At 56.9% G+C, this 16,250-nt stretch carries 18 protein-coding genes and 3 pseudogenes; 6 read left to right on the top strand and 15 right to left on the bottom strand.

Features of this window, described 5'->3' with window-relative positions; genetic code table 11:
* Positions 1-291 (top strand): annotated as a pseudogene (locus tag BM174_RS21470) (IS5 family transposase); the annotation flags it as partial.
* Here BM174_RS21470 and BM174_RS19400 read toward each other — a convergent pair.
* The 10 genes from BM174_RS19400 to BM174_RS19360 form a co-directional block, all read right to left on the bottom strand.
* Positions 185-967 carry a TrbG/VirB9 family P-type conjugative transfer protein gene (locus BM174_RS19400; protein WP_245766457.1) on the bottom strand — a complete coding sequence of 261 codons (783 nt, stop codon included), beginning with the start codon at positions 965-967 and terminating at the stop codon, positions 185-187. The pseudogene BM174_RS21470 and the gene BM174_RS19400 overlap by 107 nt on opposite strands.
* 101 nt (positions 968-1,068) lie before the next feature.
* A complete protein-coding gene (locus tag BM174_RS19395) occupies positions 1,069-1,722 on the bottom strand; it encodes a VirB8 family type IV secretion system protein (RefSeq protein ID WP_093925486.1) in 654 nt (217 codons plus the stop codon).
* A 120-nt stretch (positions 1,723-1,842) separates the two neighbouring features.
* Complete coding sequence (locus BM174_RS19390) at positions 1,843-2,607, bottom strand: type IV secretion system protein (protein WP_177209548.1); 765 nt, start codon at positions 2,605-2,607, stop codon at positions 1,843-1,845.
* A gap of 50 nt (positions 2,608-2,657) precedes the next feature.
* Positions 2,658-3,746: a lytic transglycosylase domain-containing protein gene (locus BM174_RS19385; protein WP_093925488.1), complete on the bottom strand. Its 1,089-nt coding sequence runs from the start codon at positions 3,744-3,746 to the stop codon at positions 2,658-2,660.
* A gap of 55 nt (positions 3,747-3,801) precedes the next feature.
* Positions 3,802-3,969, bottom strand: a complete 168-nt coding sequence (locus BM174_RS21200; RefSeq protein WP_177209546.1) for a hypothetical protein — start codon at positions 3,967-3,969, stop codon at positions 3,802-3,804.
* Positions 3,966-6,329 (bottom strand): VirB4 family type IV secretion/conjugal transfer ATPase, encoded by a 2,364-nt coding sequence (locus tag BM174_RS19380; protein ID WP_093925484.1) that lies wholly within the window; start codon positions 6,327-6,329, stop codon positions 3,966-3,968. The genes BM174_RS21200 and BM174_RS19380 overlap by 4 nt, the downstream gene beginning before the upstream one ends.
* Positions 6,319-6,597 carry a VirB3 family type IV secretion system protein gene (locus BM174_RS19375; RefSeq protein ID WP_093925483.1) on the bottom strand — a complete coding sequence of 93 codons (279 nt, stop codon included), beginning with the start codon at positions 6,595-6,597 and terminating at the stop codon, positions 6,319-6,321. The genes BM174_RS19380 and BM174_RS19375 overlap by 11 nt, the downstream gene beginning before the upstream one ends.
* Before the next feature lie 5 nt (positions 6,598-6,602).
* Positions 6,603-6,893, bottom strand: a complete 291-nt coding sequence (locus tag BM174_RS19370) for a TrbC/VirB2 family protein (RefSeq protein ID WP_093925482.1) — start codon at positions 6,891-6,893, stop codon at positions 6,603-6,605.
* The gene (locus tag BM174_RS19365) at positions 6,890-7,510 is read right to left on the bottom strand and encodes a lytic transglycosylase domain-containing protein (RefSeq protein WP_093925481.1); all 621 of its coding nucleotides are present in this window, start codon (positions 7,508-7,510) and stop codon (positions 6,890-6,892) included. The genes BM174_RS19370 and BM174_RS19365 overlap by 4 nt, the downstream gene beginning before the upstream one ends.
* 43 nt (positions 7,511-7,553) lie before the next feature.
* On the bottom strand, positions 7,554-7,907 hold the full coding sequence (locus BM174_RS19360) for a hypothetical protein (protein ID WP_093925487.1): 354 nt from the start codon (positions 7,905-7,907) through the stop codon (positions 7,554-7,556).
* Positions 7,908-8,096: 189 nt separating this feature from the next.
* Here BM174_RS19360 and BM174_RS19355 point away from each other — a divergent pair, with 189 nt between their 5' ends.
* Complete coding sequence (locus BM174_RS19355; RefSeq protein WP_093925480.1) at positions 8,097-8,381, top strand: hypothetical protein; 285 nt, start codon at positions 8,097-8,099, stop codon at positions 8,379-8,381.
* Between the two features lie 172 nt (positions 8,382-8,553).
* Here the strand turns inward: BM174_RS19355 and BM174_RS19350 are convergent, their stop codons facing one another.
* Positions 8,554-8,832, bottom strand: coding sequence for a helix-turn-helix domain-containing protein (locus BM174_RS19350; protein ID WP_093925479.1), 279 nt, complete (start codon positions 8,830-8,832; stop codon positions 8,554-8,556).
* Positions 8,833-9,039: 207 nt separating this feature from the next.
* Here BM174_RS19350 and BM174_RS19345 point away from each other — a divergent pair, with 207 nt between their 5' ends.
* From BM174_RS19345 to BM174_RS19335, 3 genes and pseudogenes are all read left to right on the top strand, one after another.
* Positions 9,040-9,285 (top strand): transposase, encoded by a 246-nt coding sequence (locus tag BM174_RS19345; RefSeq protein ID WP_093925478.1) that lies wholly within the window; start codon positions 9,040-9,042, stop codon positions 9,283-9,285.
* Between the two features lie 110 nt (positions 9,286-9,395).
* Positions 9,396-9,593: an IS3 family transposase gene (locus tag BM174_RS19340; RefSeq protein ID WP_177209545.1), complete on the top strand. Its 198-nt coding sequence runs from the start codon at positions 9,396-9,398 to the stop codon at positions 9,591-9,593.
* Positions 9,594-10,598: pseudogene (locus BM174_RS19335) on the top strand (IS5 family transposase).
* A 261-nt stretch (positions 10,599-10,859) separates the two neighbouring features.
* Here BM174_RS19335 and BM174_RS19330 read toward each other — a convergent pair.
* The 4 genes from BM174_RS19330 to BM174_RS19315 form a co-directional block, all read right to left on the bottom strand.
* Positions 10,860-10,952 (bottom strand): DUF2474 domain-containing protein, encoded by a 93-nt coding sequence (locus BM174_RS19330; protein ID WP_093925476.1) that lies wholly within the window; start codon positions 10,950-10,952, stop codon positions 10,860-10,862.
* Entirely contained in the window at positions 10,952-11,956 is a 1,005-nt protein-coding gene (gene cydB, locus BM174_RS19325) for a cytochrome d ubiquinol oxidase subunit II (protein WP_093925475.1), read from the bottom strand. The genes BM174_RS19330 and cydB overlap by 1 nt, the downstream gene beginning before the upstream one ends.
* 3 nt (positions 11,957-11,959) lie before the next feature.
* Positions 11,960-13,378 (bottom strand): cytochrome ubiquinol oxidase subunit I, encoded by a 1,419-nt coding sequence (locus BM174_RS19320; RefSeq protein WP_093925474.1) that lies wholly within the window; start codon positions 13,376-13,378, stop codon positions 11,960-11,962.
* Positions 13,379-13,652: 274 nt separating this feature from the next.
* Positions 13,653-15,989 carry a membrane-bound PQQ-dependent dehydrogenase, glucose/quinate/shikimate family gene (locus BM174_RS19315; protein WP_245766455.1) on the bottom strand — a complete coding sequence of 779 codons (2,337 nt, stop codon included), beginning with the start codon at positions 15,987-15,989 and terminating at the stop codon, positions 13,653-13,655.
* A gap of 54 nt (positions 15,990-16,043) precedes the next feature.
* On the opposite strand from BM174_RS19315, the pseudogene BM174_RS21275 reads away from it, so the two are divergent.
* Positions 16,044-16,250: pseudogene (locus tag BM174_RS21275) on the top strand (IS5 family transposase); the annotation flags it as partial.

Here is a 16,250-nt window from a genome sequence, read left to right as displayed (position 1 = left end):
ATCCCACCTCCGAAGAACGCGGTCTTGAGCCCCGATGCCGCCCAAAACCCAAGCACTCGAGACTGCCATATCGCGGACATAGCTGCCCGTGGTCGCATGGCTTGGCAAACGTCATCGGGATATAATCAGCGCAGCCGTGGCGAAACCTTGATGGGTCGTTGGAAGGCCGTCATTGGCCCCAAACTCAAGGCGAGATCGTTCGAAAATCAGAAGACAGAGGCCAAGATTGGCGTCCGGATTCTGGACCGGATGACCGAACTTGGCAGGCCCAATTTCGAACGCACCGCCTGAAATCCGTCTCGGGTAGGGCGCGTTCCAGCCAATTTACCCTCCGTGCAACAACGCCATTCACACCTGAGACACGGATCACACCGTCTTCGATCGCTTGCGTGTTCACCGTGCGCTCGCGGCCGTTGGAATAGCGGAAGATCGCAGGTACAGGCGCGTTTCGCGGGAACTGAAAATACGTGAAGGTCCCATCATCCCAAACGCGCGATGGTGTGAACTCGGTCTGCGTACTTGCTCCATAATTGTAGTTCGGGGCCTGCTGCGCGATGGCACGGGTCGGACGGCTTTCGTCATCGGGATAGCGAAACTGGACCACGTAGAATGTCGGGCTTTGAGTTTCTTGGACGTTGAAGTAGTAGCTGCGCCGATTGGTATAGACCGTCACATTGGTATGGACGCCACGGGCGACCGGTTTGATGGCAAAGGCCTGCCCGCCCGGCACACCATCGATCTCAAAACCTTCGGTATCGCCTGCGATGATTGAGCGGATGCTCTCGCCTTCTCCAAATTCCACCGTGGTCACATGGGTAAGCGAGACGTTCAGGCGATAGACTTGGGCCTCTTGGTAGGTGGCAAGGCGCACGCGGCTGTCATTGGGTCCGCCACGCGGGATGGCCTCGGCGAAGGCAAGGCTGGGGAGCAGCGCAATAAGGATCGCAATTTGAATTACTCGATACAAACATGCGTTTCCGGAATGAGTAGTGTCGCCAATACCCTGCCGCGCTGCGCGCTCTCGGGACATTGGCAACAAGTTATATTGTATTGAATTCCAGAAACGCATTAGTTCTCCAATCTGTCGGAACGGATGGAATATTCCAGCACGGTGAAACCAAAGGGGTTGGACCAGACTTGGTCGATGGAGCGGCTGGTCTCGGGGCGGAACTCGAACAAGAGCGTTGCGGTAAACAGGCCAGTCTGGACGCCGTTGATAGAGTTGAGACGTTTACGCAGGCGGACGGTGGCGCGGTTCGTGCCGATCCGGTTGATGCTCAGAGCTTCGACCTCTAAGCGACCGCTGGTGCCATAAAGCGTGGGCGGATAGTCCGCATTTGCGCTGTTCCAGATTTGGCGCAGAGACGCTTCCGCGGCACTGTCTGATCGCCGCAGCACGCTGCGGACACGCACATCATTGTCGAGCTGGTTGTAAACCTCACGATCACTGATGTAGCGGAACACTTCCGCCTCGATGATGGCTTGGTTTTCGGTGACGGTCGTCGCGCCAACCGAGACTTCAGGCAGTGCAAAGCCAGTGGCAGGATCATAGGGCACAACGACGGGTGGTGGATCGACGTCTAGAATTGCGACGGCAGCCGCGCTCAGACATCCCAAAATGCCAAAGATCAGCCCGATCAGGCCTAGACGCTGCCAAAGCCGTTCTCGACGCAACGCGCCATAGACCAGTTCTTCTTCAATAATTTCTTGTTCACTCGCCACGCATTACACCTCAGGATCGTTTTGGCGTTTCGAAATAAACTGAATCAGTTCTTCGCTGCCTCTCGCTTCGTATGAGCGCGAAAACCGATATTTTATATTGCGGGTCAATTTCGAAACGCCTTAATCAGCACTGAGATCAGGCATGGTGAAATCCATGAACCGCTGTTCTTCGGCGATGGTTGCCGCATCAATCACGCTGCCCGTTCCGTCGCCGACTGTTTGCACGGCTTCCAGCTGCCACATGGCCACAAGCGCAATGGCCAGTTCTGCCGTGACGCGGGTGTTGAGATCGACGCTTTCTTTGAGCTCATCCATATCGTCGATGAGACCCACAAGCCGGTCGACGCGTTCCAGCGATTGCCCCGCATCCTCATAGCTGTTTTGGGCAGCCGCCGAGACAAGCGCGCCGGTTGTAGCTTGCGTTGCAATGCGGTTGGCCCCGGCATTGCCGCTGCTGGCCATGTCCGAGAGCGTATCCTCGTCAAACCCGAGATCGGCCAACACGCGGTCCATCTGGGTTTCGATTTCACCCGCGCCCGATCCTGAGAGGCCTGAGAAATCCCCGTTCTTGATTGCCTCAATTGTCGCGATGATGTCACCAAACTCCTGATCCAGAAGGCCGTTCAATTCGTCTTCCATCTCGGTGCGGATGATTTCTGGCAGTTCTGCGAGCCGGGTCAGGGCTTCATAGGTCTTCTGTAGCTCCGCGAGTTGGTCCGTGAGGGTGGCAAGTTGTTCGCGCAGCTGCGTCAGCTGCTCGTTTTGCAGAATTTCGTCTTCGATCATTTGCCGAAGCTGCTGGATGTTTTGGGCGATGTTTTGGGTGTCGACGACGGGCACGCCTTGGGCGATTACTGGGAGGGATGACGCCATGTGAAATCCCATGGCAAGCGTGCCAACCAATGCAGTTCTCAAAAGCCATTTTGGTCTGGGCATCAGTCCAACTCCTCGATTGTAAAATTCATAAAGTCCCCTTCGGCCATGCGCGCGGAGGCTTGGGCCAATTCAACCGCGCTCAGGGCGCGCGTTCTGGCCGCTTGCAGGCGAATGCGGGCTGCGACGAGGCGCACCAGTTCGACGCGGGCATAGGTGTTGAGCGCCATGCTTTCCTGAATGTCCTCGGTCTCGGAGATCCGCTCGACAATATCGCGGATACGTAGGGCATCTTGGCGGATCGCGGCCGGGGAGTTGTTGCCATAGAAAGCAGCACCATGTCCTGTGATCGACATGTTAGCGTTGGCCAGTAGCGCTGGATCGATTGTTCCCAAGGCTTCAATGCCACCAATACGACTGAGATAGAGATTGTAACGTTCGGGGATGACGGTGACATAGTGCTGGGTTTCGCGGAACGGCGGCACGCCGCTGTATTCAAAGACGCGACCGGGGCCGGCGTTGTAGGCGGCAAGTGCGTTGATGATATTGCCGTCAAAGGTGTTGAGCTGGGTTGCCAGATAGCGCGCGCCGCCATGCACCTGCAAATAGGGACTGTCATAGTATTCTGGGTTGATACCGAGATCACTCGCGGTGCCGGGCATGATCTGAGTGAGGCCGAATGCGCCAACAGGGGAACGCGCTCCAATTGTAAAACGGCTTTCTTGCCAGATCAGGGCTTGGAGGAGGGCCCGCCATTGAACAGGCGAGAGACCCGCGCGTCCAACACCCGCAAAGCTGCTGGTTTCTTGCGCAACGCGGATGATCAGCTGTTCGATGTTCTGGGCCGCATCACCAAACATCTGTGTGCCGCCAGGGTTAGGGTCGGTATCCCCAGAGCCGTAGACCGCCGCGATAGATCGGTTGGGATCGCCACTTCCAGCCTCAAGACCGGAAACCATTGCGGACAAACCCTGACCACCAAAGCTTGTTTGGGCATCGAGAATGCGTTCCAGCGTGGCCAGTTGTTCGCGTTCGATCTCGGCGATGAGTTGCTGCACGGTGAGCGTTTCAGCTTGGGTCGCAAGATCGATCTCGCGATCACCTGTCTCGACGATGTCGCGGACCGTCAGGCCACTGTCATTGGTCGGCACGCCTTGGGCATACGCACCGCTGACAATCGCAGAGAAGCAGAACAGGAGGGCGAGCTTACACTTCAACATCACCCTCCGGCACAGCGATTGGCGTAAAGACGCAGTTTGGTTCAACAGGTGCGACAGCAGCCAAAAACGAAAAGCAATTGGCGTTAGGTTCTTGATACCGTGCGCAGGAAGCGAGAAAGCCGAGGGCGGCAAGGAGCGTGATAAGTCGGATCATGTGAGCCTCCAAAAATCTGGGCGGTGGCGATAATCAGCGCCAACAAGCGCCTCACCCTTTTCCATGCCGCCGAGAATAGTGAGATTGGGTCCCAAGGCGCTGAGATCGGCATCGACGACAACGGAGCCTTGGTCATCCCGGATCAGCGCCAGCCGCGAATTGCTGCCGGTGTTCAAAAGCACATCGAGTTCTTTCTCAAACAGGTTCAGCATCGCGTAGTCAGACGCATGCGCGCGGATGTTGGGCAGCAGGATTTGTGTCGGCACTGCCTCAATGATGGTCTTACCTGTGCGGGTGCGTTCAAGCTGGCTGGCATATTGCGTCATCATCACCGCGACGGTGTTTTGTTTGCGGGCGGTCACCAACCAGTTCGACAGCCGTTCGGCAAAGTAAGCGTTGTCGAGCGCCTTCCAGGCCTCATCGATGACGATGATGGTAGGGCGGCGATCCTCGATCTCACGCTCCACGCGCCGGAACAGGTAGCTCAGGACGGCCATGCGTTCTTTTTCGGACTCGGAGTCGAGAATACCGGTTAGATCAAAGCCGACCACATCCCCTTCGAGAGAAAAGGTATCTTCCAGCGACTGGCCAAATATCCAGCCGTAGCGGCCATCTTGAGTCCATTCGAGAAGCCGCTGGTGCAGATCGCCACCATCGTCCGTGGAAACAAAAAGCGAGGCGAAGTCTTTCCAGTTTCGCAGCTCCGGGTTGGCGGCATTCGCATTCTGGCGCACGACTTCTTGAATGCGATTGGTCTGAACGGGCGTCAGCGGCTTGTCCGCACGGTAGAGCAGGGTGCTCAACCAGTCTGACAGCCAAGCGGTGCCGCGATTATCCACTTCGGTCCAAAGGGGATTGAGACCTGTTGCTTGGCCCGCTTTGAGAGAAGCATAGCTTCCGCCGTTTGCGCGGACGGCCATTTCCATACCGAGACGGTAATCAAATACGAAGATCCGCGCACCTGCGCGACGGGCTTGGGTCATGAGGAAGGCCGAAAGGACGGATTTGCCCGATCCGGGCCGTCCCAAGATCAACGTATGCCCACTGGTGGGTTCTTTGTCTGGTGATCCCTGTTCGTGATAGGAGAATCGATATGCGCTTTGCTCAGGTGTCGGCAGCATAGTGATCACCTTGCCCCAAGGCACCTCTTCCGCTTTTTTGCCCATCTGGGTTCGATGAAAAGCTGCAAAATCCGCAAAGTTGCGATTGGTGATGGCACTGGCGCGGACGCGCTTGGGTTGGTTGCCGGGATGCTGGCTTAGATAGTGCGCCTTCGCGGCGACCCGCTCTCCGATCATCTTCACGCCTTCAGCGGCTGCGGCGTTGACGATCTCTGCGCTCAGCGTGTGCAATTCATCGAGCGTTTCGCAAAAAATCGTCACAACCATATGGTGCTCACCAAAGCTTTGGCGTTTTGCCTCCAGATCATCGGCGGCGATATCAAGCGCTTCCAACAGCGATAGTGCTGCATCCTGGGATGCCTGCATCTGCCGCTTCTGGCGCTTAATGCGGCCCGCCATCAGGTTGGAATTGATCGGCGTAAAGGAGTGCGTGACGATCATGTCGACCGGCAGGTTCAGCATGTCGAACATCGTGCAAGACGTGGCCTCTGAATATTCGCCGATGGTGAAGCTCTTGCCAAAGCGGTGGCCGACAACGCCTTCGGACAACTCGAAGTGATCCTCAAAGAAGGTCACGCGGGTGTTGGCGACGTTAAACGATAGAAATCCAAAAGTGTTGGCCGGATAAAGTGGTAGCTCCTGACCAGTATTGAGCGCGCCGAGAAACCCGACCAACTCGCCATCCTTCGCCGACAGCACACGCGGTTTGAGATCGGATAGCCCCGAGGCAAAGACATTTACTGCTTCGCCAAGTCGGCGCAAACGTTTTTGCGTCTCTTCTTTGAACCGCTCTGGAGCGCTGCGATTGAGGAAGGGGAGAAAACTCTTGGACGGCGGACGGTGCATTACGGTCAACGTCAGAGTTTTGTCGCGCAATCCGCTGGTCGCCAGTTTCTCGCGCCACGCCCGATCCACTTCGCCTGCGAAACTTTCAGCACGCACAGGTTCAAGTTCCGGCGCAATCGCCTTGGACACTTTATGAACGTAATAGCTAAACTCCGGACCCAACTGCGCGATAATCCGGGCGAAGAGGGCCGTCACCTTATCGAGATAGGCATCGTCTGTTGTGTAGCTGTTGACCCCGTCCAGACGGATGCACTGAAACAGCTCATTCACCCGTGTGCGCACCGTCTGATCATCAACCAAGCTGACATACGGCAACATATGCGCGAGACGGGTCTCGCGGGCGTACCAGTCTGGCGTCAGAGTCCGTGGATCAAGAACCTCATCACGGGGCATAGCTGTCCCCGCCATGTACTTGACGGTTCCGTGTGGGTGGGGCTTCTTGCAGAGCGATCATCATCACGTCGATGAAACGCGGATCCCAATCGGCGGCTTTCCAAAGCACGGGATAGAGCACAATAGCGACGCCAAGGATCACGATATGCTGGATCCAGACAAAGAGCAGCACCGAGCCAAAGAGCCAGACCATCGCGTACATGATGGGCAGGCCCAAAAGCTTGGGTGGGCGCACCAGGCCGAGAAAGAGAGGCGAGCGCTGAGCCATGGTCACTACCCTGCAAACACGGCGGCGACGATTGTGGGGGCTGCGGCAACACCGGCGATCCCGACCAAAACCCAGAGCGCTTGGCGCAAATCGATGATGTTGAAGAACCAGCTGAGAAAGACGCCAAGGACGGCGAGAGTGGCGATCACGACGCCGAGCGGGCCGGTCAGGGCGTCAACGATGCCTTGCAGCAAGCTTTGGATCGGGGACAGGTCGATACTTTGGGCAAGTGCAGGCTCAGCAACCAACAGGAACAGCGCCAATGAAGCGATGAATAGGGATTTGATGTGTCTCATGGATGTATTCCTTCCAGGCGGGCGACCACTGCCATGACGCGGGCCACGTGATTTTGGGTTTCTGGGTAAGGGGGGATACCGCCATATTGGCGCACGGCGTCAGGTCCAGCATTGTAAGCCGCCAGAGCGAGGTGCGGATCACCAAACTCAAGGAGCATCATGGAGAGGTAGCGGGCGGAGCCGTCGAGATTTTGAAGCGGATCGCGGGGATCGACGCCAAGATCGCGTGCGGTTGCTGGCATTAGCTGACCGAGGCCAATGGCTCCCGCACTGGAAGCCGCACTTTGGCGATAGGCACTCTCAACTTCGATATTTGCGCGAAAGAGATTCAGCCAGTCTGAGACGGGCAACCTTGCGCGGCGCAGACCTGGGTGGCTGCCATAACGCAGTGCTGTGGTCTCAATGGCAGAAAGAACGTCAGCGCGGGGCAGGGGCGCGCGTGGCGCGGTTGCGGCGATGCGGATTTCTTCTGTCGCTGCGGTAGCGTCGGGTTCATCAAAGATCGCAAGCAGATCGGTGGCAGAACCTTGGCCGACGCCGTCATTGTAATTGCGCGCAAAGCTGTTTTGGGCTTGAGACGCGGTCAACGACCCATCGCTCTCCATGACCAGAACCATCTGGGCATGAACGGGAACGGCAATTGAGCATAGAAAGAAAAGGCTAGTCGCTGCTGCCTTTGTCGGATGCAGTAAGCTTATGCGTGGTCCGCTGGCCTTCTTCGAGAGGCACATCCGCGTGGGAAAAGCCGATGCCCACCAAGAACGACACAACGCCGGTAATGGTTTTGAACTCACGGATCTTGATGTCGTTGTGGGTTGTGCGGGTCCGCGCGGTGACGAGAAGCTTTTCCAAGCCATCATCAGAGACCGCACGCATGATCCAGATGCCGTAATAGCTCGGACCTTTCTTGTGCGCCGATTCCTGGCACAAGATCTCGGCGCTATGACCGCTCTCCACGAGTTCGCGGAATCTGGCTTCGGTGACCACATTTGGTGCTTCAACTTCCCAATTCATATCAGCGGTCACACTTCTCTCATTTTGAGACGCATGATCGCCCGTCCACTATGGACATGACAATCATACGTAAATATATAAACGTAACGCAAGATATATTATTGCGCTTTCTTCTTGGCATTCACTCTTGGCTCGGAAAGGTCAACGCGTTCTGCCATGCGATCGAAACTAGAGGATTCTTTGCATAAGATGAAGCTACTGCAGTTCATCCCGCAGATTATACTATTGAGTACGCTGCTTTCGGGGCCTGCGTATGGGGCGACCTGCCTTGCGCCGCAACGGCCATTTGTGCCGATCGATCCCGTTGCGGCGGCTGAATATGCCGATCTGATCCGAGCGGATTTCGAAAACTATATCCGGGACGTTCAGGAGTATTTTCAGTGTCTGGATCAAGAGCGGGCGCGGGCTTTTGAGGAAGCGGGGGAAGTTAGCCAACAATATGGGATGTTCGTGAACGAGACTAGGGGCGAGTAGAGACTAACCAGGTTCTTTGTCGCGATTCTCGATCGGCAGTCGAACTGAATCTTCACGGATAGTGTCGCGCCAAAGAATGGCTAGCTCACCTGTGTTCCAGCGATACTCAATGCCAACCGTAATCCCGCTAGTCTCACAGACAAGTCGATTGATCGGTACAGCCTCGAGCAGGTTAGCGTTGTGAGAAGTCAATGTAGCCTCCTTGTCTTGTCACAAAGGAAATCCGCCCTTCGAGTGAAATCCAACGCGGTAAGAACAAAACAAAAGGATCAATTCGGAGTGCCTTAGCGATCGATTCGACCGTGTCCAGCGTCGCTGAGTTCGCTCCGTTCTCGAGCCGACCCATATGGGCGCGGCTTACGCCAGCCTGGGCAGCCAAGGCCTCCTGGCTCAGCCCATGATAGTGGCGTATGTCTTTGATATTATGGGCAACTCGGTGACGTATCTTCATGACGTAGAAAGAGCCACGAAGTGACAGGTTTCACCACGTGATTATTGTTGCATTCGGCAAGCTGATTGAGGTTTTTAAGAAATATTGTTGGGATCGCATAAGTGATGGATTGGATGCCCCTCCTGCCGGTTCACAATTGAACCGATCTGGCCGAGACTGGTTAGGAACCAAAGGAGGATAAGATGGAAGAACTTCACATCATCGGGGTTGGAGGCGCTGAAGGGCGAGGAGACGGTCAGCGAGTTGGCCAGTCGATTTGGCGTCCATCCAACGATGATCCATCAATGGAAACGCGCTTTGCTTGAAGGCGCGTCTGGCGTGTTCGAACGCGGCAGCCGGAAAGCGCCAGAAGTTGATGAGGAACAGGTTAAGGATCTTCACGCCAAAATCGGGGAGTTGGCCGTCGCCAACGATTTTTTGGCCAGAAAGCTCAAGCCTTGGACCGGCAAGTGAGGCGCAAGATGATTGATCCGTACCTTCCAGGTCTGTCCGTGGGCAAACAATGCGCCCTGCTGTCGATCTCACGGTCGTCATTCTACTATGAACCGCAAGGCGAGACTGAGATGAACCTCGACCTGATGCGCCTGATCGACAAGCAGTTCTTGGAAACCCCGTTCTATGGCGTTCGTCAGATGACATGGCACCTGCGGAATGAAGATCACCTGGTCAATGAGAAGCGGATCAGACGCCTGATGGGCGTTGTTGCATGGATCGTGGCTCGGCTGTTACTGATGCGGCCTGTTTCATTTGGGATGCAATAAATGCCGCACAAATACAACGCCGACCGCCGTGACAAGATCCCCGGTCAAAAGCATCTGGTCTGACTACAACGAGAGCCTGCGCAAGCGCGGTGACCTGACGGTCTGGATCAGCGATGCAGCGCTTGGCTTTTGGTCTGCGCCGCCTCGAACCACTCGTGGCGGACAGCGGCGATACTCGGATCTAGCGATTGAGTTGTGCCTGACGCTAGGAGTGGTTTTCAAACAGCCCCTGCGCCAGACCCAAGGCTTTATGCGCTCCATTGCCAGATTGCTGGGGGTTGAAATCGCAGTGCCGGGTTTCTCGACCTTATCGCGACGAAGTAACGGCCTGATATTGCGACCGAGCCCGCGGGCAAACAGCCAGGCCGCGATCCATCTGACAGTTGACAGTACTGGCCTCAAAATATTTGGGGAAGGTGAATGGCTTGAGGAAAAGCATAAAAACATGGCGAAACGCAAGAGTTGGCGCAAGCTGCACCTTGGCCTTGATCTTGTCAGCGGTGAGATTATTTGCTCCAACCTCACCACGGATGATGTCGGCGATGCGACCGCGCTTCCAGATTTAATTGATCAGATCGACGGCCCAGTTGATCTGTTTTTGGCGGACGGCGCTTATGACGGAAGCTCAACCCGCGATCTTCTCGTCAAACGCTTTGGCGCGACGCTTGAGGTTGCGATCCCACCACCTAAAAACGCTATATTCAGCTCAAATATGGCCGAAGAGCCAACCCCTCGCGATTACCAAATTGCCCACATCAAGACCAACGGTCGGTTAGCTTGGCAGAAAGCCTCCGGTTACAATCGACGCAGCCGCATAGAAACGCACCCTCTCATCGATACTGCGTATCGACTGCCGGGCAATGAATAGGCCGTTGGAAGGCTATCATTGGCCCCAAGCTAAAGGCGCGCAACTTCGCGAACCAGAAAAGAGAAACCGATATTGGCGTTCGTTCGCTCAATCGGATGACCGGGCTTGGCCGCCCAATTTTCGAACGGACCGCTTGAAATCCATCTCGGGTAGGGCGCGTTCTCAGTTGCTGGTGATCCATGCAACAACGCTGTATCAGACCGCACAGGCGTCATCGTCGCGCGCTCCACCTCTTCCCTGCACAGCGCAGTCGTGAGTTCCTTTTAGAAGCCGAATATACTGCACTGCACTAACACAGGTTGGTGCAGGTCATCGTATGGCGCATAGTGGATGGGCTGAGTCAGGTTATGGATTAAGAAATACTTGGCTCACAAATTTCAATCAGTTGACCCCACAACTCAGATCAACACCAACCGGATTGAGAACGCGATTGCCCCGATAGCGGCAATTCCAGCCAGATAGAGCCCCGCGAACCAGAGCCAGCGCCGCATCAGTGGTACCCGTCATCGGGATGAACTTTGCCGCGAAACACCCAGTAGGAATAGGCAGTGTAGGTCAGGATAATCGGGATCAGGACTGCCGCACCTACTAGCAGGAACAGAAGCGAGCTGTCCGGGGCGGCGGCTTTAGCGATTGTCAGCGCGGGCGGTACGAGGTGGGGATAAAGGCTGATCCCAAGCCCGGCATAAGACAGAACGAAGATCGCCACCGTCGCCAGAAACGGTCGCAGATCATCCCAGTTTCGCAGACCTGCCCAGAGTTGCCATACGGCGAGGGCAAGAAGGATTGGCATTATCGCGGTCCAAGCGCCCGATGGCCATCCGAACCAGCGCGCCAGATAATCAGGAAGCAGGAACGGGGTGACAAGGCTGACAACGCCGATCAGCGCGATCAGCCCAACGCCGAGGGGTATTGCGAAACGCCTTGCGCGCACCAGCGTCTCGCCTTCGGTTTTGAGGATCAGCCACGTGGCGCCCAGCATTGCGTATCCCACCAAGACAGCCAGTGCCGTCAGCACTGAGAACGGCGTCAGCCAGTCCCAGTTGCCGCCACTATAGGCGCGTCCTTCAACGGCGATACCCTGCACCAGCGCGCCGAGCGCCATGCCCTGCGCAATTGCCGCGATCAGTGAACCGCTCCAAAAGCCGAATTCCCAGAACCCCTGCATCCGTTTGGTCCGGTGAACGAATTCGAAGGCCACACCGCGAAAGATCAGGCCCAGCAACATGGCGATGATCAACGGATAAAGCGCAGACATCACGATTGCGTAAGCCAGTGGAAAAACTGCGAATAATCCGCCACCGCCCAAAACAAGCCACGTCTGGTTGCCATCCCAGATTGGCGCGATCGTGTTCATCGCCAGATGGCGCTCGTCGCGGTCCTTGAGGAATGGAAAAAGGATGCCTATTCCCAGATCGAACCCGTCGAGCAGCACATATGCCAGCACGGAAAAGGCGATCAGCCCTGCCCAGATGACGGAAAGGTCAACTTCCATGTCTCATTCCTTCGATGTCGCGCGCCGCGCGATCAGATTTGCGGCGACAGGTGTTATGCCTGACGTCCGCGTCGGCCCAATCTCGTCGATGTCGATCTTATCCTTCGGCCGACTGACCATCAGGTTCAGCACGTAGATGGTTCCCGAGCCGAAGACGAGGAAATAGACCACGATGAACGCCATCAATGAAGCGCCGACCGCGTCCGCCTGTAACGGCGCGGCACTTTCGTCGGTGCGCAGCAGGCCGTAAACAGTGTAGGGCTGGCGGCCGACCTCGGTGGTGATCCAGCCGCAGAGTACCGCAAGAAAACCCGACGGTCCCATGACCACGGCGGCGCGGTGCAGCCAAGGAGCGTCGTAAAGCCGCCCTTTCCAGCGCGCCCAAGCCGACCACAGGCCGATACCCAGCATCGCAAAGCCGATTGCAACCATGATGCGGAAGGTCCAGAAAATAACGGCCGCAGGCGGCCGCGCATCCTCGGGAAAGGCATCCAGCCCGAGCAGCGGGGTGGTGAGGTCGTGCGTCAGGATCAGCGAGCCGAGCAGCGGGATCTCGACCGCATAACGGGTCTCGCCTGTCGCGTCGTCGGGAAGGCCGAACAGGATAAACGGCGCGCGGCCGTCTGGATAACTCTCGTAATGTCCCTCCATGGCCGCGATCTTGGCAGGCTGGTATTCTAGAGTGTTGAGACCATGGGAATCGCCTGCGAAAATCTGGATCGGCGCGACGATCAGCGCCATCCACATCGCCATCGAGAACATGATCGCCGCGTCGCGGCTTTCCGGACTACGTAACAAATGCCACGCGCCGACGGCTCCTACGACAAAAGCGGTCGTGAGGTAGGCTGCCAGAACCATATGCACCAGGCGGTAAGGGAATGAGGGATTAAAGACGATTGCCCACCAGTCTTCGGGGGCGAACTGGCCGACATCATTTACGGAATACCCCTGCGGTGTGTGCATCCAGCTGTTCGCGCTGAGGATCCAGAAGGCGGACAACAAGGTGCCGATGGCCACAATGGCCGTGGCCGCCAAATGCAACCTGTCGCCGACCCGTTCCCGCCCGAACAGCATGATGCCGAGAAATCCGGCCTCCAGGAAAAAGGCGGAAAGCACTTCATAGCCCAACAGAGGCCCGAGAATCGGCCCAACCTTGTCGGAGAACACCGACCAGTTCGTGCCAAACTGATAGGACATCACGACGCCCGACACGACGCCCATAGCAAAAACGACTGCGAATATCGTTTTCCAATAGTCGAACAGCCGGAGATAGATATCATCACGTGTCCAGAGCCATAGACCGTTCAGCACAGCCAAAAAGCTTGCCAAGCCGATCGAAAAGGCCGGAAAGATGATGTGCGCGGAGATAGTGAAGGCGAACTGGAACCGGGCCAGATCAATTGCCGATATGTCGCCAAACATGGGGCTAGCCTCCATTCGAGATGCGTTCTGCCCCCATCCGATAAATTGGAAGGGATCATTATTGGTTGCTCAGAGCGTCGTGGTGCGAACGTAGGGCCTGACAGTGGTCCAGCCCTGCCGAACAAATCCTTCGCCGCCGCGTCGTCGATGGAGGGCGGGATGATGACCTCGTCACCGGGCCTCCATGTTAGTCAGCCGATAGCCCTCGTTCTCTGTCAGGCTCCCGAATATGAATAGCGCATAAAACAACTTCTACCGGCTGGCATCGTCGACGTCACGGTAGCGCCCAGACAAGGACGGAGTCACCGACAGGGGTTTCCATGAAATGATGCCCGCCTGCCATAATGCCAATATACTGGCGTCCGTCAGCCTCGTAGGTAAAGGGATTGGCCTGACCACCCGCAGGAAGAACAACGGACCAGAGTGTTTCCCCTGTCGTCATATCGACGGCGCGGAACAAATTATCTGTTGCCGCAGCGAGAAACGCGAGACCAGCAGCTGTTACAACAGCGCCGCCGTTATTTGGTGTCCCTAATTCAGCGGGAATAAAGGTCGGAATTCCCCAAGGACCGTTTCGGCGTGCGGTTCCGAAAGGATGATCCCAAAGCGTTTCGCCTGTTGCCAAATCTATGGCGCGCAACCCGCCGTAGGGGGGCTCCTTACAAAGTAGACCGGTGAACGGGACACGCCATCCGGCATTGACGTCGATGGCGTATGGCGATCCTTTTTGGGCACCAGCCTCCCCCAGCGAGGTCTTACCCTCGGAGTCCGGTTCGTTGATCGCGCGCAGACCCAGCGCATCAGCCTCCTCACGCGGAACAAGGCGATTGTAGTTTGGCATATCATTGTAGTTGGCAAGGATGATGCCGCGTTCTGGATCGATCGCCAGACTGCCCCAATCCGAACCGCCATTATAGCCGGGATACTGGATCCAGTGTGCGTCCGAAGTTGGCGGCGTATACATGCCTTCGTAATTGGCCTGACGGAACTGAATGCGACAGTAAAGCTGATCAAAAACGGTCATGCCCCACATGTCGGCTTCGGTCAGGTCGGCGCGGGCCAGTGAATGCCATGTCGAAAACGGTTGTGTCGGGGACAGGTAGTCTGGTTCGACCCCACCTTGCGGCACAGGGCGTTCTTCGACCCCCGTCAGCGGTTCGCCAGTTTCGCGATCAAGGACATAGATATCGCCCTGTTTGCTGGCCAAAATAATGGCAGGGACAGTGGCGCCGTTCGCCGGAAAGTCGACAAGCGACGGTTGACTGCCAAGATCGTAGTCCCAGAGATCATTGTGGACCGTCTGGAAAGACCACGCGACACCACCAGTCGCGGCATCCAGTGCGACTAACGATGTCGAAAATTCGTCCTCCGCCGAACTGCGGTTGCTGCCGTAGTAATCGACTGAGGAGTTGCCCATAGGCAGGTAAACCAAGCCGAGGTCGTCGTCTCCGGCGGCGATTGTCCACATATTCGGCGTTCCACGCGTGTAGGTATCCCCTTCGGCGGGGGCACCGGTACGATCGGGAGCGCCCATATCCCACACCCATGCCAGATCTCCTGTCCGTGCGTCATAGCCCCGGATCACACCGGACGGCGCATCTTCGGCCTGACCGTCCTTCACTTGCGCGCCAAGCACCGCGATACCATTCACGATCGTTGGTGGGGACGTCATCGCATACCAGCCCGGGACCGTTTCACCGAGGCCGTCGAGCAAATTGACCTCTCCTGCATCGCCAAACTCCGGACAGGGTAGACCTGTTGCCGCGTCGATAGCGATCAGGCGTGCGTCCAGGGTGCCGTAGATGATCGTTGTGGAACAAATGTCCCCCGCGAGGACGGGTTGGCTGTCCGATTCAGCGGTCTCGGTGTCAGGCAGTACTGCGTCGTCAGTCGGGTTGGGCGCAGTCGCTGTTGTCGCGTCGAAATAGGCAACGCCACGGCAAGTTGCGCCGTAAGGGATCGACTGCGGCGCAACGGCAGGATCGTAGCGCCAACGTTCCTCACCCGAAACCGGATCGACCGCTGTGATGATCCCCATTGCCGAGCAGACGTAAATTGTGTCGCCCACTTTCAGGGGTGTGTTTTCGGGAGAGTATTTCCCTTCAGTGTCCCCCGCCGGCATGTCGCCGGTGTGGTATTCCCAAACCAGTTCAAGATCACCGACATTTTCGGACGTGATCTGCGTAAGGGTGGAATACCGCATCGCAGCATTGGTGCCGCCGTAGGCTTGCCAGTCCTCGCCCGACGCATCTGCGACCACTGTGCCGTCTGCCTGCGCGGTGCTGGAACGCGTTGCCGTAACAACATTGTTTTCGCCGCCGGTGGCAAAGGCCGCGCCCCAGATCACCAAGCCCGCCAACGTCGCTACTGGCAGCGCCCAAGGGGTATGTCGCACGATCCCGCCTGTATTCCGTAAACGCGGCAACCAAATGCACAGCATAACGGCTAGCACCATCGTCGCACTCAACCTTGGGACCATATCCCAGCCGTCGCCTCCGGTTTCCCACCAGGCCCAGATCGCCGTCGCGAGGGTGACAAGTGCAACAATCCACGTGCCCGCGACACGGCCCTGAAACAACATCACTGCCGCCAGCAGATGGCCTTGTTGCACGGAGCCTCTCTCGACTGATATCGGTTGTGGCCTGTTCTGTTGAGGATGCTTTAGATGCCGCATAAGTTCAACGCTGATCATCGTGACAAAATACCGAAACAGAAGCAACGGGTGACCAACTGGGCAGAGTACGACGAAGGCCTGCGAGGACGTGGTGATCTGACGGTCTGGGTCAGCGAGGACGCGCTTGCGTTGTGGTCAGCACCACCGCGAACGACGCCTGGTGGTCAGGCTTTATATTCGGATTTGGCGATCGAGCTT

Origin of the sequence: Sulfitobacter brevis (assembly GCF_900112755.1) — a bacterium.
GTDB classification, from domain to species: domain Bacteria; phylum Pseudomonadota; class Alphaproteobacteria; order Rhodobacterales; family Rhodobacteraceae; genus Sulfitobacter; species Sulfitobacter brevis.
This window is presented reverse-complemented; position numbering and strand designations above follow the sequence as displayed.